The organism is Actinoallomurus sp. NPDC050550 (assembly GCF_040655075.1).
Lineage (GTDB): Bacteria > Actinomycetota > Actinomycetes > Streptosporangiales > Streptosporangiaceae > Actinoallomurus.
Genome location: NZ_JBFAJC010000008.1, coordinates 254053 through 279440, shown reverse-complemented (window position 1 = coordinate 279440; position 25388 = coordinate 254053). Strand labels below are relative to the sequence as shown.

Genomic DNA, 25388 nt, shown 5'->3' with positions numbered 1-25388 from the left:
ATGATCATTTAACAGGCGGACGGCGGTGGAGTGTCGCCGAGGACCGCTTTGAGCGCGGTCGTGAACGCGTCGTCGGTGGCGGCGTCCCGGACGGCGACGCGCAGCCAGTCGGGCCCCAGGCCTGGGAAGGTGTCGCCGCGCCGCACCGCGTAGCCGCGTTCGCGCAGTGCCGCGCGTACGGCCAGGCCGCCGGGCGCGCCGGGGACGCGCACGCACAGGAACGAGGCCCGTGCCTCGGGCACGACGTGCAGGCCGAGCGCGCGGATCGCGGCCGCCAGCCGGTCGCGTTCGACCTGCAGGTCGCGGGCCCACGCTTCGGCCTCGGCGAGGGCCCGCGGACTCGTGCAGGCCTCGGCCGCCACCAGGGCGGGGGTGGACACCGACCACAGCGGCTGTGCCTCGGCCAGGCGGGCGATCAGGGGCGGCTCGGCGAGGACGTAGCCGACGCGCAGGCCCGCCAGGCCCCACGTCTTGGTGAGGCTGCGGATGACGACCAGCCCGGGGACCCGGGCCTCGGAGGCCAGGCTCTCGGTCTCGCCGGGGACGCAGTCCATGAACGCCTCGTCCACCACGAGCGTCCGGCCCGGCCGGGCGAGCGCGGCGATCGCAGCCGCCGGGTGCAGCACCGACGTGGGATTGGTCGGATTGCCGATCATGACGAGGTCGGCATCCTTCGGCACGCCACCGCTCCGCGAACCGCCGCGCTCGGGCACCGCGCCGGCCCGCGAACCGCCGCCCTCAGGCACCGCCCCGCCCTGGACGCCGCCCCCCGGCACCGCGCCGAGCCGGAACCGGCCGTCCTCAGGCACTGCTCCACCCCGGACGCCGCCCTCCGGTACCGGGCTGAGCCGGAAGTCACCGTCCTCGGGCACCGCACCGACCCCGACGCCACCGCCGGGCGTACCGCCGAGCTGGAAGGCACCGTCCTCGCGTGCCGGGCCGCCCTCAGGCGCCGCACCGGCCCCGACGCCGCCGTCGGGCATCGGGACGAGCTTGAAGTCGCCGCCCAGGATCACCCGGTCGGGTTCGTGGCCCGCCGCGCGCAGGGCGGCCTCCGGCTCGGTGAACTGCGGGTGCACGACCACCGCGCGCCGGGGTGCGAGGACCCGGGCGAGGAGGACGAACGCCTCCGCGGCGCCCGCGGTCAGCAGGACCTCATCGGGGGTACGGCCGTGGCGGTGGGCCACCGCCGCCCGCGCGCGGGCGGCGTCGGGGTACGCGGCGAGCCGGGCGACGCTGTCGCGGAGCAGCGCGGCGAGCCAGCCGGGCGGGGTGCCCGGCCGTACGTTGACCGCGAGGTCCACCAGTCCGGGACCGACCTCCTGGTCGCCGTGGTGGCGCAGGTCCACGTCAGTTGGCATGGGCGTGCGACGGGTCGTCCGGGTGGGCGTGCGCGTGCGGGCCGTGATGGTGGTGGCCGTGCGCGGGGTCGTCCGGGTGGTGGTGCGGGAGCTGCGGCGCGCCGACACGACCCTCGAAGCCCGGCATGGCGATGCGGTAGACGCAGGTGTCGCAGTTCATGCGGATGTCGCCGGCCAGGGCCTCCTCATAGCGTTCGAGGACGACGTCGGCGAGGCCGTCGCAGTCGCCGATCACGTCGGCGCACCGTACTTCCAGTCCCTCGTACGCCCCCGCCTGCTCCGCCACGCGGTCCGGCAGGACCCCGGGGAACAGGAAGTACGGCAGCACGACGACCCGGCGCGCGCCGAGCCGGCGGCAGCGTTCGAGGCCCTCGGGGACGTCGGGCCGGGCCAGCGACACGAACGCCGGCTCGACCATGCCCAGTCCCCGGCCCTCCCACAGCAGCCGGGCGACCTTGTGGATCTCGGCATTGGCGTCCGGGTCGGTCGAGCCGCGGCCGACGAGCAGCACGGCGGTGTCGGCGCGCTCGGCCGGGTCCAGGACGGCGGACAGCCGCTCGTCCAGGAGGTCCAGTAGCCCCGGGTGGGGGCCGAGCGGGCGGCCGTAGGCGTACGACAGTCCGGGCCGGCGCGCCCGCTCGCGGGCCAGCGCGCCGGGGATGTCGCCCTTGCCGTGCCCGGCGGCCACGAGGACGAGTGGCACGGCGGCGAGGTGCCGGTGCCCGGCCTCGTACAGCGCGGCCACGGCGTCGGTGAGCGGCGGTGGCGACAGCTCGATGAAGCCCCCGGACACGTCGGCCGGCAGCCGGCCTCGCACCCGCTCGACGAACCGGCCGAACTCCTCGGCCCCGTTCTCGTCCCGGGTTCCGTGCCCGACCAGCAGCAGCGGCGTCATACGTTCCCTTCTCCCTCGACGGTGCCCTCGTAGTAGAGGAGGGCGTTGAGCGCGGCGGCGGCGACCGCGGAGCCGCCCTTCTCGGAGACGTTGCTGACGGCGGGCAGCCCGCTCTTCCGCAGCGCCTCCTTGGACTCGGCGGCCCCGACGAACCCGACCGGCAGCCCGATCACCAGGGCCGGGTCGACGTCGCGCGCGATGATCTCCTCCAGGGCGGTCGGCGCGCAGCCGACCACCCAGATCGCGCCCTTGCCGACCTCGGCGTACGACAGGCGGATCGCCGCCGCCGAGCGGGTGATGCCCGCCGCCCGGGCCATTCGCGCGGCGCCCGGGTCGGCGACGGAGCAGATCGTCTCGCGCGCGGTGATCCCGGCGGCGACCATGGCGACGTCGGTGACGATCGGCGCGCCGGCGCGCAGCGCCCGCAGTCCGCGTTCGAGATGGGCCTCGTCGGTGACGAGGTCGACGGCGTACTCGACGTCCGCGCTGGCGTGGATGACCCGCTCGGCGACGGCCCGCCACAGCGGCGGCATCGGGCTGAGGTCGACCCGCGACCGCAGGATCTCGTACGACCGTTCCTCGATCGGATGGACGGCCCTGGTTTTGATCATGTACTGCTCCCATATCGCTGCTCGGATCGGCCTGCCCTCCACAGGACGGCCGCGACGAGCCAGGAGATGACGAAGACGGCGAGGTACTCGAAGGGCACGGGGGTTGTCGTCACAGGGCCTCCTTCGTCGGCCCGACGATCCGGCCGACGTGCCGGGTCACGGGAGTTCTTCGATGGCGTCGACGGGGCAGATCTCGGCGCATTCGCCGCATCCGGTGCAGCGGTCGGGCAGGACGCGCAGCGGGTCGCCGCCGTGCGCGGCCCATCCGGCGTCCGGGCGGATGGCGTGTTCGGGGCAGGTGAGCAGGCAGGCTCCGCAGCCCTGGCAGCGTCCGGTGACGCGTACGGTCAGGCCCATCGGTACCCGCGCGGGGTGACGAAGCGCCCGGCGACGGCGCGGCTGCGGCTGGATCCGACGATGACGACCGTGAACATGTCGATCCGCGCCGGGTCGAGCTCGGCGAGGGTGGTGAGCGTCACCGTCTGGTCGGGGCGGGTGGCGTTGCGGACGTACCCGACCGGCGTCTCCGGCGGGCGGTGGGCGGCGAGGATCGCCAGGGCCTTCGGCAGCTGCCAGTCGCGGGCCCGGCTGCGCGGGTTGTAGAAGCACACCGTGAAGTCGCCCTCGGCGGCGGCGGTGACTCTCCTCTCGATGACCTCCCAGGGGGTGTGCAGGTCGGACAGGGAGATGTACGCGTGGTCGTGGCCGAGCGGCGCGCCGAGCAGGTTCGACGCCGCCACCGCGGCCGTGATGCCGGGCACGCCCTCGACGTCGATGTCGGCGTCGGCGAACTCCAGGGCCGGGCTGGCCATGGCGTAGACGCCGGCGTCGCCGGAGCCGACAAGCGCGACGGCGTTCCCGGCCGACGCCTCGGCGACGGCGGTGCGGGCGCGTTCCTCCTCCTGACCGAGGCCGGACGCGATGACGCGGGTGCCAGGGCGGAGGAGGTCGCGGACCTGGTCGAGGTACTGGTCGAGGCCGACGACGACGGACGCCCGCTGCAGCACGGCGATCGCCTTCGGGGTGAGCAGGTCGCGCGCCCCGGGGCCGAGGCCGACGATCGACAGGCGCCCGCGGGGCCTCAGCCGCGCGATCGCCACGGTGGCATTGGCCGACTTGCGCTTCTCCACGACGAGTTCGGCGTCCCGGCCGTGCTCGCGCGCGCCGCGCAGGGCGGCGGCCTCGGCGACGCTGGGCGTGCCGACCTCGGCGCGGACCACCTCGGAGGGATTGGGGACGGCGACGGCGGCGAGGACCTCGGCCGGGTAGGTGACGACCTCCCAGCCGCGCACGGCCGCCGCCTGGAGGATGCCCTCCTCGTCGGCCTTCAGGTCGACGGTCGCCAGGCACCGCACCGACACCGGGTCGAGCGCGGCGGCGGCCAGGGCCTCGTCGACCAGCGCGCCGACCTCCTCGGCGGACACGCCGCGCGCCGAGCCGACACCGATGACGAGGGACTTCGGCCGGTAGACGAGCGCGCCGCCGAACCAGCCCTCGTGGCACATGCAGTCCATCTCGGCGTGGTCGGTGACGAGGATGCGGTGGGCGGCGTCCTCGGCGTCCGGGGTGACGTTCGGCGGCAGCGGGGGCAGCGGCCGGCCTTCGGCACCCTCGATCCGCACCGGCTCACCGGACAGCACGGCCGCGCCGACGTGGGCGAGCAGGTCGGGGTTGTGCACGGTGAACCCGAGGTCGGCGCCGTACGAGTCGAGCGGGGTGACGTTGCTCCGGTCGCTGGCGGTGGTCACCACCGGCGTGCAGCCGAGCACGCCGGTGAGCCGGTGCGCGAGGAGATTGGCTCCGTGGTGGCCGCCGAGGACGGCGACGGCGAACGCCATCGACTCGTCCACGCAGACGACGGCGGGGTCGGTGGTCTTGTGGCCGAGCAGCGGCGCGAGGACGCGTACGGTCGCGCCGACGGCCAGGAAGCTGACGATGGCGTCGCAGGTCCGCCACGCCTCGCGCAGCGCGTCGGCGGCCTTCTCGGCCGTCAGGACGCGGACCTCGTCCGGCCAGGCCGCCCGCAGCGTCTCCGCCGCCGTCCGGCCGCTCGCCGTCGCCGCGACGACCCCGATCCGCCGCGCACCCGCCCGCTCCGTCACAGCGTCGCCTCCAATCCACTCCGCGCCGTCACGGCGTCGCCCCTGACCCGCCCCGCGCCAGTCGACTCCGTCACGGCGTCCCCCCGGATCCGCCGCGCGCCAGTCCGGTCCGTCACCGCAGCCTCCCCGTCAGCACGAACACCGGGTTCTGGGCGTCCAGGCGGAACGACCCGCCCGGCAGGTCCGCGAACCGTGACGCCGCCAGTTGCACGCCCTCGACCGCGTACCCGGCGTCGGCGAGCAGCCGGTGGGCGGTCGCCGCCCGGTCGACCGCCGCGAACGTCGCCACCGCCGTCTCCGGACGGCGCGCGAGGGCGCCGCTGAGCGCGTCGAGCCCACCGCCGCCGACGAAGACCGCGTCCGGGTCGGGCAGCCCGTCGTACGCCTCGGGCGCGGCGCCCTCGACGACCCGTACGGCGGTCGAGCGGGCGTTGCGCCGGATGAGTTCGCAGGCGGCCGGGTCGCGCTCGATCGCGATCACGGCCGCGTGGTGCTCGGCGCATTCGACGCCGACCGAGCCGCTGCCCGCGCCGACGTCCCAGATCAGCGTGCCGAGCGTCGGCCGCAGCCGCGACAGGACGACGGCGCGCACCTCCCACTTGGTGATCATCCCGGCGCGGTGCTCGTAGGCGTCGTCGGCGTACGCCCAGCCGTCCGGCGGCGCGGCGGGCTGGTCGTGCACGCGACGGCCGGCCCGGCCGGCGACCGTGTCGTACGTGCTGTCACCCATACGACCGGCGGCGGGCCGTACGAGGGATCCCTCCGCCGGCCGGTGCTCGTCGAGGGCGATCACGATGTTCGGGTCGGCCCAGTCGCGGGCGGCGGCCTCGGCGGGGGTGCAGCGGACGACCCGCTCGCCGGGGCCGCCCAGGCGCTCGGCCACCCACAGGACGCGATCCCAACCGGCGAGTTCGGCGCCGATCTCGCCGGGCCCGCAGGCGGGCGAGGTGAGGACGGCGACCTTGGGCATCGCCCGGCAGGCGTTGACGGCCGTGCGCGGGTCGCGGCCGTGCGCGCTGACCACGACGGCGTCGTCCCACGGAAGGCCGATCCGCGCGAACGCGGCGGCCACCGAGGAGACGGCGGGCAGAACCTCCGGCGCGTGCCCGTGCTCGCGCAGCGACCGCAGGATGCCGAAGAACCCCGGGTCGCCGCTAGCGAGCACCACGACGTCGTCGCGGGCGGCCGCGTCGATCTCGGCGAGCGCCGCCGGGACGTCGCCCAGCACGATCCGGCGGGCGTGCTCCGGAGGGCGCACCGCCTCCAGGTGCCGCCGCCCGCCGACCACCAGCGAGGCCTTCTGGAGCCGGTCCATCGCCGTCTGGGGCAGCGGCGAGCCGTCGTAGCCCACGACCGTGATCATCGGGCGAGCCGCCCGTACATCGCGATCATCCGCTTGCCGGTGAAGTCGACGAGGACCACCTGCGCCGCCACGCCGTTCGCGCCGGGCACCTTCGCGGCCTCGTCCTCGGCGAACCGCTCCAGGACCCCGGCGACGCGGCGGCACAGTTCGCGGCCCGCGCGGCCGAGCAGGCCGGCGGACTCCCACAGCTCGTACGCGTGCCGGGCGGTGTTGGCCTCGGCGACCTGCGCGGCGACGTCGTCCGGCCCGCCGATCGCGGTGGTGATCTCGCCGAGCAGCGCGGTGTCGACCTTCGAGCGCGTGTAGTGCGTCATGAGCACGCCGGACGCGAGCTTGGTGAGCTTGCCGGCCATCCCGACGAACACCACCTGGGTGATGCCGTGCTCCACGGCCCGGCGCAGCGCCGCGCCGGTGAAGTCGCCGACCTCGACGAAGCACACGTCGGGCAGCTTCGGCAGCATCGCCATCGCGCCCTGCTCGGTACGGCCGCCGGTGCACAGAACCAGCGTCTTCTCCCCTTGGGCGGCCATCACCGACACCGCCTGCTCGACGCTCGCCCGCCACGACGCCGTCGAGAACGGACGGACGATCCCGGTCGTGCCCAGGATCGAGATGCCGCCCAGGATGCCGAGCCGCTTGTTCGTGGTCTTGCGTGCCATCTTCTCCCCGTCGGGCACCGAGATGACGACGCGCACGCCTCGGGTGTTCAGGTCCACCGACTCCCCCACCGCCTGTTGGATCATCCGTCGCGGCACCGGGTTGATCGCCGGGCCGCCGAGCTCCAGGCCGAGCCCGGGCTTGGTGACGACCCCCACGCCGACGCCGCCGTCCAGCTCGATGCCCGGCTCGTCCCGCCACGAGACCGCGGCCGTCAGATGGGCACCGTGCGTGACGTCAGGGTCGTCTCCCGCGTCCTTGATCACCACTGCTTCGGCCCGCCCGTCGCCGATTCGGCACGAGTCCACCGCGAACGTCACCCGGTTGCCCGACGGCAGCGCCACCTCGACGACCTCCGGGGCGACGCCCGTGACCAGCGCCTCCGCCGCGGCCTTGGCCGCCGCCGAGGCGCAGGTGCCGGTCGTCCAGCCGGTGCGCAGCGCCTTGCCGCGGACCTTCATGGTCCGCGGCATGTCGGGCTCGTAGGGGGTGCTCATCACCCGCTCAGCCGCCCCGCAGCGCCTTGCGCGCCGTACGGTCCGCGCGGCGGTGGCCGTGGAAGTGGCCCGGGTGGTACAGGTGCGAGCGGGTGCCGCCGGCCTCGAGCGCGGCGCCGACCAGCACGAGGGTGTGCTTCCACAGCTTGTGCTGCTTCACGGTCTCTTCCAGCGCGTCCAGGCGGCAGCGCACGATCAGCTCGTCGGGCCAGGTGCACTGGTAGGCGACCACGCAGGGCGTCTCGGGCGGGTACCCGCCCTCCAGGAGCTCCTCCTGCAGCTGCTTCGACCGCGCCGCCGACAGGAACAGCGCCATCGTCGTGCCGTGCCGGGCGAACTCCCGGACCTCCTCCCCCGGCGGCATCGGCGTCTTCCCGCCGCCGAGCCGGGTGAGGACCACCGACTGGGCGACCTCGGGAATCGTCAGCTCCCGGCCGACCGCGGCGGCGACGGCGGAGAAGCTGGACACGCCCGGCACCACCTCGGTGTCCAGGCCGAGGTCCCGGCAGCGGTCGAGCTGCTCCTGCAGCGCCCCCCACAGCGCGGGGTCGCCGGAGTGGATGCGCGCCACGGTCAGCCCCTCGGCGACGGCGCGCTCGTAGTATGGCAGCACGCCCTCCATGGGCAGCCGCGCCGAGTCGACGATCTCCGCGTCCGGGCGGGCGTGCTGGAGCACGTCCTCGTGGACCAGGCTCGCCGCCCAGATCACCACGTCCGCCTCGGCGATCGCCTTCGCCGCCCGGAACGTCAGCAGGTCCGCCGCGCCCGGCCCCGCCCCGACGAACACCACGCGTCCGCTCATTCTCTCCCTCTCAGCTTCCCGCCGGTGGTCGTCCGGCGGCCCGGCACGATCAGCGTCGACAGGTACGGCACCGGCCCCTCGAGGCCCTTCGCCGCGCGGACGGCCTCGTCCGGCAGGCCCAGCCGCGCGCCGTACACCGCGTCGTCGAGCCGCCCGGCGTCCCGTACGACGGCGAGGGTCTCCTCGGCGACCCGGCCGAACTTGTACGCCACGACGGTGTCGCACGTCTCCAGCGCGGCGCGCAGTCCTTCGGTGCCGCCCGTCAGCGGCAGCAGGCACAGCGACTCGTCGCCCTCGGTCAGGACGGTCCCCGACCGCGCGGCGAGGTCCTGCATGGCGGTGACGCCCGGCACGGTCTCGACCTCGACGCCCGGCTCCCGCTCGCGTACGGTCCGGGCCAGATAGGTGAAGGTCGAGTAGACGTTCGGGTCGCCGATCGTCGCGAACGCCACCGTCCGTGCCCCGCCGGCGAACGCCTCGACGACCCGGCGCGCGGCGGCGTCCCAGGCGGTCACCCGGCGCTCGCTCAACCCGCCGGTGTCGTTCAGCGCGAACACCACGCGCTCGGCCTTGTCGGTGTAGGCGCGCACGACCGATTCGGCGCGGCCCGGCTCGTCCAGCGCCATGACGGGGACGAGCACGACGTCCGCCTCGCGCAGGACCCGCACGCCGCGGACGGTGACGAGCTCCGGGTCGCCCGGCCCGACGCCGACGCCGACCAGCCTTGGTTTCTCCTGGTTCATTACAGTTCGCCGTCCAGCAGGCCGAACAGCACGGCGTCGACCCGCCCTGCCGGGGTGAGCACGGCCTGGCGCAGCACGCCCTCCCGGGTGAAGCCGGCCTTCTCCGCGACGCCCTGCGAGGCGTGGTTGCCGACGGCGGCCAGCAGCTCGACCCGGTGCAGCCCCTTCTCGAACGCGTACGCGGCGGCACCGCGCGTCGCCTCGACGGCGTACCCCTTGCGCCGGGCCCACGGCGCGATCCAGTAGCCGACCTCGACGCGGCCGTCCGTCCACTCCGCACGGTCGAGGCCGAGGGCGCCGACGAGCCGGTCGCCGCCCACGATCGCGAAGTTGACGCCACGGGCCGGATCGATGTGGGCGTACGTGACGCACCAGGCGAGCGCGGTCTCGGCGGTCTGGGCGGGCGCCCAGGCCATCCAGCGGAGGAGCGCGGGGTCGCGGCTCGCGGCCAGGACGTCGTCGGCGTCGTCCTCCTCGAACGGGCGCAACAGCAGCCGCCGGGTCTCCAGCAGCACACCCTCGTCGAACGTCATCGGCACGCTCCCGCGAAACGGCTCGCCATCTCCGGACTACCAGCCCAATGGAGATGAAGGTAGGACGCAAGGCGGTTCCGGCCGGCGAATCCCTCGGGCCCGGACCCCGGCCATCGCCAGGCGGGTTCGGCGCCCGGCCCGGAGACCACCGCCGTGCGGTGGAACTCATGCCCCCGGAAGCGTTCGCCCGTCCGGGTCACCGGCGAGTCGGCCACCGCGACCGCCTCACGGTAGCCGAGGGTGAGCCGGGAGGTCATGCGCGCCTCCGCGTCGACGACCCCGCACATCGGCGCGCCGTCGAGGGTTCGGGCGAGGTAGAGCAGACCGGCGCACTCGGCGTAGATCGGCCCGCCGAACGCGGCGACCTGGCGGCGCAGCGGTTCGTTGGCCGCGAGCTCGGGAGCGTACATCTCGGGGAAGCCGCCGCCGATCACGACGCCGCGCGTGCCCTCCGGCAGCGCCTCGTCCCGCAGCGGGTCGAACGGGACGACCTCCGCCCCGGCGGCGTTCAGGAGCTCGTCGTTCTCCGTGTAGCCGAACGTGAACGCCGGACCGCCCGCGACCGCGACAACGGGACGCGCGCCCGCGACGCCGTCCGGGAGGCCGACCGCCGGGTCCCAGGGGTCGGCCGCGATCGGCGGCGCACCGTGGGCGAGGGCGAGCAGGCCCTGCAGGTCGCAGGACTCGGCCACGAGGGCGCCGAGCCGCTCGACGGTCCGTACGGCGTCGGCGCTGCGCTCGGCCGCCGGGATGAGTCCCAGGTGACGCGACGGGGTGCCGGCGTCCGCGTGGCGCCGCAGCACGCCGAGCACCGGCAGGCCGGTCTCCTCGATCGCCGCCCGGCAGATCCGCTCGTGCCGGTCGGACCCGACCCGGTTGAGGATCACGCCGCCGATCCGCACCGTGGAGTCGTACGTCACGAAGCCGTGGACCAGCGCGGCGACCGAGCGGCCCGCCGACGAGGCGTCCACGACGAGGACGACCGGCGCGTCCAAGAGCCGGGCCACGTGTGCCGTGGAGGCGAACCCGCCCCCGCCGGCGGCCTCGGCCCCGTCGAACAGCCCCATCACGCCCTCGATCACCGCGACGTCCGCGCCGCGCGCCCCATGCAGGAACAGCGGCGCGACGAGGTCCTCCGACGTCAGCCACGGGTCGAGGTTGCGGCCGGGCCGCCCGGCCGCGAGCGCGTGGTAGCCGGGGTCGATGTAGTCCGGTCCGACCTTGTGCGGCGAGACGTCGAGCCCGCGCGCGGTCAGCGCGGCCATCAGCCCCGTCGCGACCGTCGTCTTGCCGCTCCCGGAGGCGGGAGCGGCGATGACGAGGCGCGGGATCCTCACCGGACCGCCCGCGCGATCGGGGACACGGTCACCATTCGATGCCTTTCTGGCCCTTCTGGCCGGCGTCCATGGGGTGCTTGACCTTCCCCATCTCGGTGACGAGGTCGGCGAACTCCACCAGGCGCGGGTCGGCGTCGCGGCCGGTGATGACGACGTGCTGGTAGCCCGGGCGGTCCCGCAGCGTCGCGATGACGTCCTCGACGTCCACCCATCCCCACTTCATCGGGTAGGTGAACTCGTCCAGCACGTAGAGCGTGTAGGTCTCGGCGGCGAGGTCGCGTTTGATCTGCTCCCAGCCCTCGCGCGCGTCCGCCGCGTGGTCCTCCTCGGTGCCGGCCCGCTGGATCCACGACCAGCCCTCGCCCATCTTGTGCCAGGTGACCGGGCCGCCCTCGCCGGAGTCGCCGAGGACACGCAGGGCCCGCTCCTCGCCGATGCGCCACTTGGCGGACTTGACGAACTGGAACACCCCGATCGGCCAGCCCTGGTTCCAGCCGCGCAGGGCCAGCCCGAAGGCCGCGGTGGACTTGCCCTTGCCCGGCCCGGTGTGGACGACCACGAGGGGCCGGTTGCGGCGCTGGCGGGTCGTGAGCCCGTCGTCGGGCACCTGCGACGGCTTTCCCTGCGGCATGTCAGTCCTTCCGTACGACGACGGTCACGAACTCATCGTCGAGGTTGATCACCTTGCGGGCTCGTTCCGGGGTCACGCCGCCGCCCTGCTGTCGTTGACGACGCCGGTGAGGGCGTCGGCGGCCAGTTCCTCCAACCGGACGACCTCGGCCCCGAGGCGGGCGGCGATCCCGCCGGCGAGTCCGAGGCGCACGGGGCCGCGCTCGCAGTCGACCACGACGGCGGTGACGCCGTGCAGGAGTCCGGCGGCGCGCAACGCGTCAGCGGGTGAGCCGTGGGTCGCCCGGCCGTCGGTCACGAGGACGAGCAGCGGGCGGCGGGCGGGGTCGCGCAGGCGTTCGGCGCGCAGCACGTCGGCGGCGCGCAGCAGGCCTGCGGCGAGCGGGGTACGCCCGCCGGTCGGCAGGGTCTCGAGGCGGCGGGCCCCGGCCTCGACGGAGGAGGTGGGGGGCAGCGCGAGCTCGGCGGACGTGCCCCGGAAGGTGATCAGCCCGACCTTGTCACGGCGCTGGTAGGCGTCGAGGAGGAGGCTGAGCACGGCGCCCTTCACCGCGCGCATCCGCTGCCGGGCGGCCATCGAGCCGCTCGCGTCGACGACGAACAGCACCAGGTTGCCCTCCCGGCCCTCCCGGATGCGTTCGCGCAGGTCGCCGGAGCGGATCACCAGCCCAGGGCCGGTGCGGCCGCGGGCGCGCTGGTGCGGGGCGGCGGCGAGGAGCGTCGCGGTCAGGTGCAGCGAATGCGCGCCCGGACGCGCGCCGGTCGTGCGGCCGTACGGCGTGCGGGCGCGCGAGCGTCGGCCCGGCGCGCCGTCCCCGAGGCCTGGCACGGTGAACACCCGCGTCCGGTAGACGGCGTCGGCGGGCGCGGGTTCCGGGGAGTCCACCCGGGTGCGCTCGCCGTCGTCCTCGTCCGACGCGCCCTCGCCCGACAGCGCCTGCTCGATGTCGACCAGCGGCCCCTCCTGGGCGTCCCGCCCGTCGGAGTCGCCGGGCGCGTCCGGGCCGGAGCCGTCCGGGCTGGGACCGTCAGGCCCGTCGTCCGGGCCGGGGTCATCGGGGTCCTCGTCGTCGGGCTTGCGCCGGGCGTCCCAGTCGACCGTGACGTCCGGGTCGGGTTCGGTGTCCGGCTCGCTTCCCCCGCGTGGCTGGGGCACGTTCGGAGTGGAGGAGCCGGAGGCGTCGTCGGAGTCGTAGCCGCCGGTGTTCTCGAGGACGTCGTCGAGTTTGTCCTCGTCCAGTCCCGGCGCGTCGAAGGGGTCGCGGCGGCGCCGGTGCGGGAGGGCGAGCCGGGCGGCGACGCGGACGTCGGCGGCGGTGACGACAGTCCGGTCGTGCCAGGCGGCGAGGGCCATCGCGGCACGGGCCATCACGATGTCGGCGCGCAGCCCGTCCACCTCGAACGCGGCGCACACCGCCGTGATCTGGCGCAGCGCGCCGTCCGGCAGCACGATCTCGGAGAGCCTGGCACGGGCCTGGCCGATCCGCCAGGCCAGCTCGGCCTCGGCCCGTGCCCAGCCGAGCGTGAACGCCGCGGGATCGGCCTCGTAGGCCAGGCGCCGCCGGACGACCTCCGCCCGTTCCTCCGGGTCCCGGGTGGCCGCCACCTCCACCGTCAGGCCGAACCGGTCGAGCAGCTGCGGCCGCAGCTCGCCCTCTTCGGGGTTCATCGTGCCGACCAGCAGGAACCGGGAGGCGTGCCGGATGGAGACGCCCTCGCGCTCGACGTACGAGTGCCCCATCGCGGCGGCGTCGAGAAGGAGGTCGACGAGGTGGTCGTGGAGCAGGTTCACCTCGTCGACGTACAGGACGCCGCGGTGCGCCTCGGCCAGCAGGCCGGGCTGGTACGCCTGGACGCCCTCGGTCAGGGCGCGTTCGAGGTCGAGCGAGCCGGTGAGGCGGTCCTCGGCGGCGCCGATCGGCAGCTCCACGAGCCGCGCCGGCCGGACCAGCGTGCCGTCGTCGTCGACGTGCGGCCCGTCGGGGCACTGTGGATCCGGCGCCTGCGGGTCGCAGGAGAACCGGCAGTCCGTCACGACCGTGACGTCGGGCAGCAGCGCGGCGAGGCCGCGCACGATGGTGGACTTGGCGGTGCCCTTCTCGCCACGGACCAGCACGCCGCCGACGGCCGGGGAGACCGCGTTGATCAGGAGGGCGAGCTTGAGGTCCTCCAGCCCGGTGATGGCGGAGAACGGATAGGTGTTCACCCGGTGGTCGTCCTTTCCTCGGGTTAACGCGCCCGTAGGTGGTCTGGCATCGGCGGCCGGAGTCTCCTGGCTCCCGGCTCGCCGCCCGCCCTCGACCTTCCGGCTCACGCCGTGGCCATTCTTGAGGAAGAACTCCCCGGTCACAGTTGCGCGACAGCCCCGGATTCGCACCGGGTTCCTCCGCGTATCGCCGGAAGACAGCATGACATATCCGGTCTGGCGCGCGACACCGCAGGTCCGACGCAGAGGCGCCGCAGCTCCGACACGAGGACACTGCGGGTCCGGCGCAGGGGCACCGCGGGTCCGGCACGAGGACACTGCGGGTCCGGCGCAGGGGCACCGCGGGTCCGGCACAGGGACACTGCGGGTCCGGCGCAGGGCCTCGGGGCCGTGCCGGATCGACGTCGATCTGCTTGAATAGAACGCGTTCTAGTTTTAGGGAGGCGCGCGGATGAGGCTCGGCATCAACGTCGGCTACTGGCAGCGGGATCCGGAGGACGCCACCGAGACGGTGCTGGCCGCCGAACGGCTCGGCTACGAATACGTCTTCACCGCCGAGGCGTACGGCTCCGACGCCTTCACCACGCTCGCCTGGTACGGCGCCCGGACGTCGCGCATCAAACTGGGCACGGCGGTGGTCCAGATGTCCGCCCGCACCCCCGCCGCGACCGCCATGCACGCGCTGACGCTCGACGCGCTGTCCGGCGGACGGCTCACCCTCGGCATCGGCGCGTCCGGCCCCCAGGTCGTCGAGGGCTGGTACGGCGTGCCGTTCGCCCGGCCGCTGGAGCGTACGCGCGAGTACGTCCGGATCCTGCGGGACGTCTGGCGGCGCGAGGAGCCGGTGACCTCCGCCGGCCCCCACTATCCGCTGCCCCTGCCGGCGTCGGCGTACGGCCCCGGCCGCGTCACCGGGCTCGGCAAGCCGCTCAAGTCGATCGTCCATCCGGTACGCCCGCGGATCCCGGTCTACCTCGGCGCGGAGGGCCCGAAGAACATCGCCCTCGCCACTGAGATCGCGGACGGCTGGCTGCCCCTCTTCGTCGATCCGGCCCAGATCGAGGCGGTGTTCGGCGCGTCGTTGGCGGGCCGCCGGGAGGGGTTCGACATCGCCGCGACCGTGACGACGATCGTGACGGACGACCTGGCGACCGCACTGGAGTTCGCCAAGATCCCGCTGGCGTTCTACATCGGCGGGATGGGCGCCAAGGACCGCAACTTCCACCTCGACCTGATCGGGCGGCTGGGCTACGCCGAGGAGGCCGTACGCGTGCAGGAGCTGTTCCTGTCGGGCCGACGCGACGAGGCGATCAAGGCGGTGCCGGACGAGCTGGCCGACTCCATCTCCCTGCTCGGCCCGATCGGCCGCATCAAGGAACGCCTCCGCTTGTGGCAGGACTCCCCCGTGACCACACTCCTCATCGCCGGAGTGAAGGACGAATCGACCCTGAAGGCCATCCGCGACCTCGTCGAGTCCTGAGATTCGTGATCCACCGGACGCGCCCTAGTTCCAGGCGCGGGAGAGCATCCACGTGCCGGTCGCCTGGTCGTGGCGCAGTTCGTACACGCCGATCGCCCGGTCTGGGGTGGCCTCGACGCGCCAGAACTCCCGCTCGGCGCCTTCCGGGGCCTCAGGATGCCGTTCGTGCCACCAGTCGCGGGTGGTGACCCAGCGATCCAGGACGCGCAGCACCGTGTAGAGCCGGCCGCGCCAGACGAAGCGCGAGGGCCTGCCGTCGCTGAGCCAGACCTCGACCGGGTCGCCGTACACCCGGCTCATCGGCCGCCGCCCGGCGCGTCTCCACGCCCAGGGCACGCCCTGGCGAACCCTTCGCTCGCTCCGCCCACGCGGGCCGCCCACCTTCCGGATCGGTGACAGAGAGTGAGCCTGGGGGAAGGCAGGCGACAAGTTCGAACATACGTTCGGGAGTGGGTTTTGTAAAGTGCCGACCCGCAGGCGGCCTCCGCGGCTCAGCGGCCGAGGGAATGCGCGATCGCCTCGGCGGCGCGCGCGGGGTCGGCGGCGTCCGCCTGGCCGCCTCGGCCCCACAGGTACGACCAGGCGACGCGGGACGTCGGCATGGCGACCACCATCACGCTCCGCCCGCCGGCCGGCTCGACCACGCGCAGCATGGGCTCCTCGGCCCCGACCAGCACGCCGCGCAGACCGCGGGCCTCGACCTCGCGGGCGAGCGCCTCCAGGTGGCGGCGCCGCGGCCCGGACGGGGAATCCGCAGTGGCGGCCATGGGTTGCCACCCCTCTCGCGCTTGGACGATACGGCAGGAAGGGGTACGCCCTAGGGCGTTGAACAGGTAGGGTGCCATCCGGTGGCAAAAGGTGCCCAGATGGCAACGGTGAGTGACCTTCCCTGTCAGGATGTCCTCCCCCACTTTGACGTGCAAGTATTTTCGGACAAATAGATCAGACGGATTCGGCATCACCCGTGCACAGTTCAACGGCCCTTCCGCGGTCCGGCCGAGGGTTTCGGCCTAACCCACCGCGGCCCACCACCGGTCCCCCCCTCTTCTCGCCATTCCCGCAGGACGCTCGCCATGGAGGTGCCCCATGACCGATGGCCGTAGTCCAACCGTTCGCCGTCGCCGGCTCGGAATGGAGCTGCGGAGGCTCCGCGAAGCCGCGGGTCTCATGATCGAAGACGTCGCGAAGCACCTGGAGTGCTCGATGTCACGCGTCAGCCGCATCGAGACCGGCAAGTCGGTGGCGCGCATCCGCGACGTACGGGACATGCTCGACCTCTACGGGCTGCCCGAGGGCTCCCAGCGCGACCAGCTCCTCGGGCTCGCCAAGGACGCCCAGCAGCGCGGCTGGTGGACCGAGTACGAAGCGGTGCTGTCCACGTCCGCGGGCCTGGACACCTACATCGGCCTGGAGGCCTCCGCCGCCTCCATTCGAACGTTCCAGACCCATCTTGTGCCCGGTCTCCTGCAGACCGAGGAGTACGCCCGCGCGCTGATCAAGGCCGGTCGGCCCGGCGAGACCCCCGAGAACGTCGACCGGCGCATCGCGCTGCGCACCCGCCGCCAGGCCATGCTGCAGGAGCCCGGCCGCCTGGAGCTGTGGACCGTGATCGACGAGGCGGTCCTGCGCCGGCCGATCGGCGGCATCACCGTGATGCGTTCTCAGCTGATGCGGCTGCTCGAGGCCGCCGAGCTGCCCGGCGTCACCATCCAGGTACTGCCGTTCGCGCGTGGCGCCCACCCGGGCGTCGACGGGGCCTTCACGATCATCGGCTTTCCCGACCCCACCGACCTGGACGTCGTCTACATCGACTGTCCCGCCGGGAACATCTTTCTCGAGAAGGAGAAGGACGTCCGCCGTCACACGACCTGGTTCGACCATCTGCGGGCCGCTGCGCTGCCACCCGACGAGTCAGCCGAGTTCATCGCGGCGGCGGCGGACGAGTTCAAGAATGCGTCCCCGTACCCGCGGGGGTGATTTAGCAGAGAGGAGAGCAGGGGATGAGTGGCCACCCCGATCTCACCGACGCCGGCTGGCGCAAGAGCAGCCGCAGTTCCAACAATGCCGACTGCGTCGAGGTCGCCGTGATCGACGGCTCCGACGACTGACACATACCTCATGCCCAGCCGACCGCGGGAGTTCGCTCCCGCGGTCCCTCTCGGGCTTGCCCCGGGTTAAGATCACCACATGCTGCCCTGGTCGGCCGAGCTCGCCGGACGCATCGACGAACACGACTTCGCCAGCGATCTGCTGCGCGACAACCCTCTCGGCGACCCGCACCGGCGGCCGCTGTGGGTGTACGTCCCGCCGGGGTACGACGACGAGCCGGACCGCCGCTACCCCGCGGTCTATGTGATCCAGGGCTACACCGGCTCGCTGCCGATGTGGCGCAACCGCCCGCCGTGGCGGCAGCCCTTCCCGGAGTTGGCCGACCAGGTCTTCGCGCGCGGCGAGGCGCCGCCGGTGATCGTGGTCTACGTCGACGCGTGGACGGCGGTCGGCGGCAGCCAGTTCCTCGACTCCCCCGGCACCGGGCGCTACCACTCGTACCTGTGCGAGGAGATCGTGCCGTGGGTCGACGCGCACTACCGGACGCTCGCCGACCGGGACCACCGCGGGATCAGCGGCAAGTCCAGCGGCGGCTACGGCGCGATGATCACGCCGATGCTGAGGCCGGACGTGTTCGGCGCGCTCGCCACGCACGCGGGCGACGCCCTGTTCGACGTCTGCTACCGCTCGGAGTTCCCCAAGACGGCCCGCATCCTGCGCGACGCGTACGACGGCTCGATCGAGAAGTTCCTCGCCGACTTCCGGGGCCGGCTCGCCGGCACCAAGGAGACCGACTTCCCGCTCATCGAGATCTACGGGTACTCCGCGGCGTACTCCGCCGATGAGGACGGCACGGTCCGTCTGCCGTTCGACGACACCGGCGCCGTCATCCCGGAGGTCTGGGAGCGCTGGCTGGCCAACGACCCGGTGCTGATGGCCCGGCGCCCGGAGTACGCCGAGGCGCTGCGCTCGCTGCGGGCCGTCTGGATCGACGCGGGCACCAAGGACGAGTACCACCTCGACTTCGGCGCCGTCGCCTTCCGCCGCGCGGTCGCGGCCGCCGGCGTGGCGGACGACGCGGTCCACTTCGAGCTGTTCGACGCGGGCCACGGCGCCATCGAGTACCGCTATCCCCTCGCCCTCGCCTGGCTCGCCGAACACCTCACCCCCTGACTGCGAAGGCGGCGGGCGCTCACGGCCGGGACTGGGCCCGGGCGCGGAACGCCGCGGTCTTGACCCGGTTCTGGCACGCGGTGGAGCAGAAGCGGCGCATGCCGTTGCGCGACGTGTCGACGTAGACCCGGTCGCAGTGCGGCGCCGTGCACACGCCGAGCCGGTCGTGCAGCTCGCCGCCGAGGACCACGGCCAGGCCGGTGGCGCACGGAGCCGCCCACTCGGCGGCGAGCCCGTCCCCCGCGCCGTGGAAGTGAATGTGCCAGGGCTCCCCGTCATGGCGGGTGAGCCGCGGCCTGGCCTGTGTCCCCTCGAGCAGCCGATTGACCTGTTCCGAGGCGGCGTCGAGGTCTCCGGCGGCGACCGCCTCGAAGACGACCCGTAGTTCCCGCGCGATGGCGGTCAGCTCGCCGACCTGCGACTCGGTGATCTCGGTGCGCCGGCTGACGGCACGTAGCACCTCGGTGGCGGCCTCCGCCCGGGCTGCGGCGTCCGGCAGCCGGTACGGCCGCCCGCGCCGCTCGCCCTCCGTGAGGGCGTTGACCAGGCCGACGGCGCTCGCCACCACCGCGTCCATGTGACTGTTGAAATTCACTTGACCAGTTACGCCTCTCGATCTAGCGTGTCACTGGTAAAAGCTTATACGTCAGTTACGGAGGGGCTCATGGCAACACTCACCCGCGACGTCGCCGACCGCTGGATCACCCGCTGGGACCGCCAGCAGGAGGGCTTCCTCCCCGACCGCGAGGAGCGGTTCACCGCCCTCATCGACGCGGTCGCCGCCGGCGCCGGCCGGCCCGACCCCCTCGTCCTGGACCTGGGCTGCGGACCGGGCTCCCTGTCGGCCCGGCTGCTCGACCGCCTCCCCCAGGCCCGGGTCATCGCCATCGACACCGACCCGCTGCTGCTGTCGCTGGGGCGCGCGCTGCACGCCGGGCGGGACAGCCTCACGTTCGCCGACCTCGACCTGCGCGCGCCCGGGTGGGCGGCCCGGCTACGCCTGGACCGGAAGGTGGACGCCGCGGTGAGCACCACCGCCCTCCACTGGATCTCCGAGGCGGAGCTGCGGGTGACGTACGGCGAGCTGGCCACCGTGATGCGCCCCGGCGGCCTGTTCCTCAACGGCGACAACTTCTCGGCCGAGGACGCCACCCCGGTCATCGCCCGGCTCGACCGCGCCCTGCAGGAGCTGGAGACCGAGCGGCGATTCGCCGGGGACCGGCCGGAGGGCTGGCGGCAGTGGTGGGACGCCGCCGCCGCGGACCCGGTGCTCGGCGGTCTCAAGGAGGCCCGCGACGCCTCCGCCGCCGGCCATCACGGCTCCGAGTCCGGTCTGCTGTCCACGCACGTCCGCGTCCTCCGGGAGACCGGCTTCGGCGAGGTCGGCCCGCTGTGGCAGCACGGCGACAACCGCATCCTGTGCGCCGTCCGGTGACCGGCGCCTGATCGGGCCGATCCCGCGCCTGGAGGCCGAAGACGCAGGCCGTGTCCCCGGTGGTCACTGCGAATGTAGTCGCAGCGACCGCCGGGGACCAGTACTGGTCACCCGCCGCCCCGGCAGGTGGCGCCAGTCGCCTTCCGCGTGATGTCAGGTGGTCGGGTTCAGGTGCAGGCCGAGACGATTGAAGATGTCGGTGGCCTCGGTCCAGTAAATGTTAGTGCTGCACGGCGCACCGTCCTGGGCGGAGACGATTCCGCGGGCTTCACGGGCGCTCGCCGACCAATCCGAGTTGACAGCGGTGAAGACAGTCCCACCGCTGTCTCCCTGGCAGACCGCGTACTTGCTGTTCGACGACGAGGTGTTCTGCCCCTTGACGCCTCTGGTGTCGTGCTCAGTGCCGTAGGCGTCGTTCATCTTCCAGGTGACGTCCTCGTTCGCGACCTTGATGTTGCACGGCGTGGGGCTCGTGCCCGCGTTGTGGTAGTCGAAGAACGACGCGCCCCCGTCCTGGCAGACGTAGTCTCCGTTATAGGAGTAGGCGTAGCGAGTCAGCGGCTTCCATCCGTCGGTGTCGCTCTCATCGGCATTGTTGTTGGTCCCCACGAGGATTTCCGCGTCGAATTCCTGGGTGGCGCTGGTCCGCTGGCCGACCCAGTTTCCAGTGCTTCCAGTGAGCGCCCCAGGGGTTCCGTTTCCGGTGTAGACCTGTGCGCCGTTCTTGAAGCAGTGATCCGCGGTGACCATAACGGTCGCCCCGTCGGAGTTGCGGATCGCCGGCAGTCCGGCGCTGCAGTATTCGTTACCGTCGGTGATGACGTCACCGCCGATGAAAGGCGTCGTGTCATGCCACTTGACGTCGCGCCAGGCGGCACCCTCGACCAAAGCGCCCTTCGTGAAGGTGATCGGCACGTTCGGCGTCGTCGCGCTCAGCGCTTGCTCGGAGGCCGGCCCGTTGGACCGGCGCGCCAGCCGCCGCGCCTTATCGGGATCGCTGACTCCGACCTGCACGCCGGAGGAGTCCGTCGCGATCGAGGTCGAATACACCGTGTACGGGAACGACTTCCCGGCGTTCAGCGTCAGGATGTGATCTCGCGTCGGAGCTGGATCGTATGCGGCATATCCCAAAATATTGAAGGCCCTGACCAGGTGTGGACGTTCCAGCCTTAAGTGGCCACTATGTCGGATGACACCGTCGATATTTCGGTCAATTATGGCTACTTATCCAGTGGGCGCAGTTCACGGCTTTATTTGCTGTCGGCAGGCTGGTTTCGGTGGACCGTTAGAGGATGTTCGACTCAGTCCGAAGACGGCCGGGCCGTACGGTGCGGGACCGTGACGGCGATCAGGACGGCGACGGCGACGAGGCCTGCCGCGACCATGAAGCCGAGGCGGTAGCCGCCGGCCGCGGCGGTGACGGCGGACGCGCCATGGCCCGCGAGCGTACGGCCGTGCGCGGCCGAGAGGGTCGCCAGGACCGCCAGCCCGACGGCCGCTCCCACCTGCGTGGTCGTGTTGATGAGGCCGGAGGCGAGGCCCGCGTCGCTCGGGGTGGCGTCCGACATGGCCAGCGCCGCCAGCGCGGGGAACGCGACGCCGACGCCGGTGCCGATGAGGACCACCGCGGGCAGGACGTCGGTCAGGAAGGCGCCGTCCACGGGCGCGCGGGCGAACAGCATGAGACCCACGGCGGCCAGCGTCAGCCCGCTGAGCAGCGTCACCCGGACGCTGAACGCCATGATGAGGCGTTCGGCGAAGCGCAGCGAGACGGTGGCCATCACGACGGTCGTGGGCAGGAAGGCGAGCCCGGTCCGCAGCGCGTCGTAGCCGAGCACCCGCTGGAGATAGAGCACTCCGAGGAAGAACATGCCGAACATCCCGGAGACGGCCAGCGCCTGGACCATGTTGGCGCCGGTGACGTTCCGCGAGCGGAAGATCCGCAGCGGCACGAGCGGGCTGCGCGCCGTCGCCTCCCGTACGACGAAGGCGGTCAGCAACACGAGCGTGACGGCGGCGAGTTCGAGCGTACGCGGGGCGGTCCAGCCCTGGGCCGCGGCCGGATCGACGATGGTGTAGACGCCGAGCATCAGCGCGGCGGTGATGAGGATCGCGCCGAGGACGTCCGTACCCGCCCCGAACCCGAGGCCCTTGTCCCGGTCGAGCACCCGCAGGGACATCACGAGCGTCGCCACGCCGACCGGCAGGTTGATGAAGAAGATCCAGTGCCAGTTCAGCGCCTGCGTCAGCATCCCGCCGGCGAGCAGCCCGGCCGAGCCGCCGGCGGACGCGACGAAGCTGTAGACGCCGATGGCCTTCGCCTGCTCCCGGGGCTCGGGGAACAGCGTGACGATCATCCCGAGGATCACGGACGAGGTCATCGCACCGCCGACGCCCTGGACGAACCGCGCCGCGATCAGCACCGCCGGTCCCTGCGCGAGCCCGCAGGCGAGCGAGGCGGCCGTGAAGACCACGAGGCCGGTGATGAAGACGCCCCGGCGGGAGACCAGGTCGCCCAGCCGCCCGGCGAGCAGCAGCAGCCCGCCGAAGGCGATCAGGTAGGCGTTGACCACCCAGGCGAGGCCGGAAGAGGAGAAGCCGAGGTCACGTTGGATGGCGGGCAGCGCGACGTTCACCACCGTGGCGTCGATGACGATCAGCAGCATGCCGCCGCACAACACGACGAGCGCGAGCCATCGGGCACGGTCGCTCACCGCCGGTGCGATCAGCTCGGGTTCGGTCGATTCGACGGTGTCGTACATGGGGGATCCTTCGGGGTATTGAGCACGTCACCCCATACAGACCGCCGCCGGCGAGAGAACTCATCGCCGCACCGCAAGATCTATTATCGTCGTCGGCGATACCGCCTGTCACCGTCCCTCAGGATGATCTTCGCGCCCTCCGGGCGGCCCTAGCGTTTGTGCCCGGAGACCGTTCAAGGAGCGTGAGCATGGGGCAGGACGGCACGACCGCTGAGGAGACGGGCGCCACACCGGTGGACGCGGCGCTCGCCGCGGAGCTCGTCGCCATGACGGACGAGGACCGGCGCCTGCAGCAGGGCGCGAGCGCCGGCGGCGAGGCGTACCAGAGCTGGGCGAAGGACGTCGGCGCGCAGCTGGCGTACCGCCGGGTGACCACGCGGAACGCCGACCGCCTCGGCCAGATCCTGGACGAGCACGGCTGGCCGACGACCACGCTGGTCGGTGCGGAGGGGGCGCGCCGCGCGTGGCTGATCGCCCAGCACGCCGACCGGCGGCTCGACCTGCAGCGGCGCGCGCTCCGCCTGATGGCCGACGCGGTCGCGAGCAGAGGCGGCCCACGCGTGGGAGGGCCCGCGGGGCCACGGGCAGCATGCCCGATCTTCCGCTTCGGCGAGCGCGTCCTCGTACTCCCGCATCCACGTGGCGTTGCGCTGCTCGGCCGGTACGCCCTCCAGGCCTTCTGAAAGCATCGCCACCGCGTCTCGGTATTCGCCGATGCCAGCGAGCGCCGTTCCTATATTCAGGTGGAAGAAGGCTTCGGTGTACCAGTACACCGGCGGCGGCTCGCCCGCGTCTTCGGCCAAGCACCCCCGAGTCAAGACGCGACGGACGAGCCACCGCGAGACTCAACCGCTCCTCGTCGTCAGGTGTGATGCTGCCGTTCACCTCAGCGTCCAGGCCGCTCCATGGAGACCGCAGCGTCACCTCCTCAACGCTGAAGAGATCCTCCTCAGCGATACCAACGGCACGGGCGTACAGCATGCGGTATCGCTCGGAGATGCCGACGGCTGCGCGCTCCCACCGTTTGACGTACCCGAGCAACGTTTCATGGTCCGGGAGACTGCCCCGGGCGTCTCCAGCGGCGTGAGCGAGCCGCCGCGCCATTTCCGGTTTATCCCAATCGTGCGTCTTGCGTTCTGCGCGAATACGGGATGCCCAAACGCTTCGAACGCCGACCATCGTTCGCGTACACCTCGCGAGCAGCCAGGGGCACGGCTTTCGTGCCTTGCTCTGCCCCGCATTGTCGTCTCCCGACACGAGAACCGCAGCCTGTTGACTGATCGTAATCGGATCGACACGACGAGCATGCGTGGCTTGCGACGCAAAGCGCAGGCGAACTCGTTTGGGGTGAGAAATGACCGGGTCCAATATGGATCACAGTCTCGGTGCACTGGTCGAACTGTGCCGGGAGCTGGCCGGGCGGGGAATACGCGTCGGAATCAGCGACGCGCGCCCGGCTTTGTCGGCGCGCGTCGACGTGGCCGACCGGAGACTGTGGATCGAAGTCGATGCCTCGGGAGAGTCGTTCGTGTGGCGTCGCGACGACCACGATCACCACCGGACGGATGACCCGGTGGGTGCGGCCGTCGCCTGATCACTGGCGGATGGTGACCGCGGCGAAGCCGTGGTCGCTCGCTCAGCTCTCCGGGAGGGTCGCGCGGAACAGGACGCCCGCGCCGGTCGCCTCGATCGGGCCACCCCGGTGCTCGGCGAACGCGGCCTCGCCCCGGCTCAGCCCGGTCGTCCGGCCGTCGCGGCGCAGTTCCACCCGGCCGTCCGTGCACAGCAGCAGCTGCGGGCCGCCGGCGGGCAGCACCGCGTCGTCCGCGACGTCCACGCGGGACAGCCGGAACTCCGGCGCCGGGGTGAGGTAGACCTCCTCTTCGCCGTGGCGGACGGGGTCGAGCACGTCCGGGCGTCCGGGTTCGAAGGAGGCAAGGTGCAGCAGTTCGGGCACGTCGACGTGCTTGGGCGTCAGCCCGGCCCGCAGGACGTTGTCGGAGCCGGCCATCAGCTCCACGGCCGTGCCGGCGAGGTAGGCGTGCGGCACGCGTGGCGGGACGTACATGGCCTGGCCGGGGGCGAGCCGTACCTCGTTCATCAGCATCGCCAGGATGACGCCCATGTCGCCCGGGTAGCGCTCGGCCAGCGAGGCGTACGGCTCCCCGGCGACGGCGACGGCCTCCGGCACGACGTCGTCCGGTGACGGCCAGGTGAGCAGCGTCTTCACCGCAGCGCGCAGGTCGCCCGCGGTCAGGAGGTCCGCGACCGGGCGCAGCGCCGGGACCTTCGCCAGGAGTTCGGCGCTGTCGCCCGGGTCGCGCAGGCCGCACAGGGCGTGCACGTCGGTCAGCGCGCACAGGAGTTCGGGCTTGGGCCAGTCGTCCTTGTAGTTGCGCGCGGGGTCGCCGAGCGGGGTCCGTTCCGCGGCGAATCCGCGCTCGGCCTGCTCCCGGTCGGGGTGGACCTGCAGGGACAGGGGCGCGGCGATCGCGAGGACCTTCAGCAGGAACGGCAGCCGCGGTCCGAACCGCGCGACGGCGGCGGGCCCGAGGGTCGCCTCCGGGTCGGCGGCGATGTGCTCGTCCAGCGACGGGCCGCCGGGCAGCCGCGACGGGGCGGCGGGGTGCGCGCCGATCCACAGCTCCGCCTGCGGCCGCTCGGTGGGCGACGGCAGGCCGAGGAGGTCGGCGAGCACGGTGTGCGATCCCCAGGCGTACTCCTGGACGGGGTTCTGCAGACGTTCCATGGG

26 protein-coding genes and 1 riboswitch are annotated in these 25388 nt (G+C 72.9%); of the genes, 7 read left to right on the top strand and 19 right to left on the bottom strand.

Features of this window, described 5'->3' with window-relative positions:
- Positions 1-8: 8 nt before the first annotated feature.
- The 13 genes from AB0I04_RS14630 to AB0I04_RS14570 all read right to left on the bottom strand — a co-directional run bounded on the left by AB0I04_RS14630 (position 9) and on the right by AB0I04_RS14570 (position 13737).
- Positions 9-1361 (bottom strand): aminotransferase class I/II-fold pyridoxal phosphate-dependent enzyme, encoded by a 1353-nt coding sequence (locus AB0I04_RS14630; RefSeq protein WP_360883853.1) that lies wholly within the window; start codon positions 1359-1361, stop codon positions 9-11.
- A complete protein-coding gene (locus AB0I04_RS14625) occupies positions 1351-2256 on the bottom strand; it encodes a sirohydrochlorin chelatase (protein WP_360883850.1) in 906 nt (301 codons plus the stop codon). Before AB0I04_RS14625 ends, AB0I04_RS14630 begins: the two co-directional genes overlap by 11 nt.
- Positions 2253-2867, bottom strand: coding sequence for a precorrin-8X methylmutase (locus AB0I04_RS14620; RefSeq protein WP_360883847.1), 615 nt, complete (start codon positions 2865-2867; stop codon positions 2253-2255). Before AB0I04_RS14620 ends, AB0I04_RS14625 begins: the two co-directional genes overlap by 4 nt.
- Before the next feature lie 156 nt (positions 2868-3023).
- Complete coding sequence (locus AB0I04_RS14615) at positions 3024-3224, bottom strand: 4Fe-4S binding protein (RefSeq protein WP_360883844.1); 201 nt, start codon at positions 3222-3224, stop codon at positions 3024-3026.
- Positions 3215-4969 carry a precorrin-3B C(17)-methyltransferase gene (gene cobJ, locus AB0I04_RS14610; RefSeq protein WP_360883841.1) on the bottom strand — a complete coding sequence of 585 codons (1755 nt, stop codon included), beginning with the start codon at positions 4967-4969 and terminating at the stop codon, positions 3215-3217. The genes AB0I04_RS14615 and cobJ overlap by 10 nt, the downstream gene beginning before the upstream one ends.
- Before the next feature lie 112 nt (positions 4970-5081).
- Complete coding sequence (gene cbiE / locus AB0I04_RS14605) at positions 5082-6332, bottom strand: precorrin-6y C5,15-methyltransferase (decarboxylating) subunit CbiE (RefSeq protein ID WP_360883838.1); 1251 nt, start codon at positions 6330-6332, stop codon at positions 5082-5084.
- Positions 6329-7486 carry a cobalt-precorrin-5B (C(1))-methyltransferase gene (locus tag AB0I04_RS14600; RefSeq protein ID WP_360883835.1) on the bottom strand — a complete coding sequence of 386 codons (1158 nt, stop codon included), beginning with the start codon at positions 7484-7486 and terminating at the stop codon, positions 6329-6331. The genes cbiE and AB0I04_RS14600 overlap by 4 nt, the downstream gene beginning before the upstream one ends.
- Before the next feature lie 7 nt (positions 7487-7493).
- Positions 7494-8288: a precorrin-4 C(11)-methyltransferase gene (cobM, locus tag AB0I04_RS14595; RefSeq protein ID WP_360883832.1), complete on the bottom strand. Its 795-nt coding sequence runs from the start codon at positions 8286-8288 to the stop codon at positions 7494-7496.
- Entirely contained in the window at positions 8285-9031 is a 747-nt protein-coding gene (gene cobI / locus AB0I04_RS14590) for a precorrin-2 C(20)-methyltransferase (protein WP_360883830.1), read from the bottom strand. The genes cobM and cobI overlap by 4 nt, the downstream gene beginning before the upstream one ends.
- On the bottom strand, positions 9031-9564 hold the full coding sequence (locus AB0I04_RS14585; protein WP_360883828.1) for a GNAT family N-acetyltransferase: 534 nt from the start codon (positions 9562-9564) through the stop codon (positions 9031-9033). Before AB0I04_RS14585 ends, cobI begins: the two co-directional genes overlap by 1 nt.
- On the bottom strand, positions 9561-10901 hold the full coding sequence (locus AB0I04_RS14580; RefSeq protein ID WP_360883825.1) for a cobyrinate a,c-diamide synthase: 1341 nt from the start codon (positions 10899-10901) through the stop codon (positions 9561-9563). Before AB0I04_RS14580 ends, AB0I04_RS14585 begins: the two co-directional genes overlap by 4 nt.
- 28 nt (positions 10902-10929) lie before the next feature.
- Positions 10930-11532: a cob(I)yrinic acid a,c-diamide adenosyltransferase gene (cobO, locus tag AB0I04_RS14575; RefSeq protein ID WP_360883822.1), complete on the bottom strand. Its 603-nt coding sequence runs from the start codon at positions 11530-11532 to the stop codon at positions 10930-10932.
- A gap of 72 nt (positions 11533-11604) precedes the next feature.
- Positions 11605-13737 (bottom strand): putative cobaltochelatase, encoded by a 2133-nt coding sequence (locus AB0I04_RS14570; RefSeq protein WP_360883819.1) that lies wholly within the window; start codon positions 13735-13737, stop codon positions 11605-11607.
- A gap of 59 nt (positions 13738-13796) precedes the next feature.
- A riboswitch (cobalamin riboswitch) is annotated at positions 13797-13918 on the bottom strand.
- 270 nt (positions 13919-14188) lie between these two features.
- On the opposite strand from AB0I04_RS14570, the gene AB0I04_RS14565 reads away from it, so the two are divergent.
- The gene (locus AB0I04_RS14565; protein ID WP_360883817.1) at positions 14189-15217 is read left to right on the top strand and encodes an LLM class F420-dependent oxidoreductase; all 1029 of its coding nucleotides are present in this window, start codon (positions 14189-14191) and stop codon (positions 15215-15217) included.
- A gap of 24 nt (positions 15218-15241) precedes the next feature.
- On the opposite strand, the gene AB0I04_RS14560 is transcribed toward AB0I04_RS14565, so the two are convergent.
- Together AB0I04_RS14560 and AB0I04_RS14555 are read right to left on the bottom strand one after the other, a co-directional pair.
- A complete protein-coding gene (locus AB0I04_RS14560; protein ID WP_360883815.1) occupies positions 15242-15517 on the bottom strand; it encodes a DUF6504 family protein in 276 nt (91 codons plus the stop codon).
- 191 nt (positions 15518-15708) lie between these two features.
- Positions 15709-15984, bottom strand: coding sequence for a hypothetical protein (locus AB0I04_RS14555; protein WP_360883812.1), 276 nt, complete (start codon positions 15982-15984; stop codon positions 15709-15711).
- Between the two features lie 319 nt (positions 15985-16303).
- Here AB0I04_RS14555 and AB0I04_RS14550 point away from each other — a divergent pair, with 319 nt between their 5' ends.
- The 3 genes from AB0I04_RS14550 to AB0I04_RS14540 all read left to right on the top strand — a co-directional run bounded on the left by AB0I04_RS14550 (position 16304) and on the right by AB0I04_RS14540 (position 18439).
- Complete coding sequence (locus tag AB0I04_RS14550; protein ID WP_360883809.1) at positions 16304-17194, top strand: helix-turn-helix transcriptional regulator; 891 nt, start codon at positions 16304-16306, stop codon at positions 17192-17194.
- A gap of 23 nt (positions 17195-17217) precedes the next feature.
- Positions 17218-17325 carry a DUF397 domain-containing protein gene (locus AB0I04_RS14545; RefSeq protein ID WP_360883807.1) on the top strand — a complete coding sequence of 36 codons (108 nt, stop codon included), beginning with the start codon at positions 17218-17220 and terminating at the stop codon, positions 17323-17325.
- Positions 17326-17404: 79 nt separating this feature from the next.
- Positions 17405-18439 (top strand): alpha/beta hydrolase-fold protein, encoded by a 1035-nt coding sequence (locus AB0I04_RS14540; protein WP_360883804.1) that lies wholly within the window; start codon positions 17405-17407, stop codon positions 18437-18439.
- A 19-nt stretch (positions 18440-18458) separates the two neighbouring features.
- Here AB0I04_RS14540 and AB0I04_RS14535 read toward each other — a convergent pair whose 3' ends face one another.
- Positions 18459-19034, bottom strand: a complete 576-nt coding sequence (locus AB0I04_RS14535) for a CGNR zinc finger domain-containing protein (RefSeq protein ID WP_360883802.1) — start codon at positions 19032-19034, stop codon at positions 18459-18461.
- A gap of 69 nt (positions 19035-19103) precedes the next feature.
- Here AB0I04_RS14535 and AB0I04_RS14530 point away from each other — a divergent pair, with 69 nt between their 5' ends.
- Positions 19104-19874 carry a class I SAM-dependent methyltransferase gene (locus AB0I04_RS14530; RefSeq protein WP_360883799.1) on the top strand — a complete coding sequence of 257 codons (771 nt, stop codon included), beginning with the start codon at positions 19104-19106 and terminating at the stop codon, positions 19872-19874.
- Between the two features lie 153 nt (positions 19875-20027).
- Here the strand turns inward: AB0I04_RS14530 and AB0I04_RS14525 are convergent, their stop codons facing one another.
- Entirely contained in the window at positions 20028-21005 is a 978-nt protein-coding gene (locus tag AB0I04_RS14525) for a hypothetical protein (RefSeq protein WP_360883796.1), read from the bottom strand.
- Positions 21006-21175: 170 nt separating this feature from the next.
- Positions 21176-22636 (bottom strand): DHA2 family efflux MFS transporter permease subunit, encoded by a 1461-nt coding sequence (locus AB0I04_RS14520; protein ID WP_360883794.1) that lies wholly within the window; start codon positions 22634-22636, stop codon positions 21176-21178.
- Between the two features lie 188 nt (positions 22637-22824).
- On the opposite strand from AB0I04_RS14520, the gene AB0I04_RS14515 reads away from it, so the two are divergent.
- Together AB0I04_RS14515 and AB0I04_RS14510 are read left to right on the top strand one after the other, a co-directional pair.
- Complete coding sequence (locus tag AB0I04_RS14515) at positions 22825-23319, top strand: DUF6624 domain-containing protein (protein ID WP_360883791.1); 495 nt, start codon at positions 22825-22827, stop codon at positions 23317-23319.
- Between the two features lie 686 nt (positions 23320-24005).
- The gene (locus AB0I04_RS14510) at positions 24006-24230 is read left to right on the top strand and encodes a hypothetical protein (protein WP_360883788.1); all 225 of its coding nucleotides are present in this window, start codon (positions 24006-24008) and stop codon (positions 24228-24230) included.
- 42 nt (positions 24231-24272) lie between these two features.
- Here the strand turns inward: AB0I04_RS14510 and manA are convergent, their stop codons facing one another.
- Positions 24273-25385, bottom strand: coding sequence for a mannose-6-phosphate isomerase, class I (gene manA, locus AB0I04_RS14505; protein WP_360883786.1), 1113 nt, complete (start codon positions 25383-25385; stop codon positions 24273-24275).
- Positions 25386-25388: the final 3 nt, after the last annotated feature.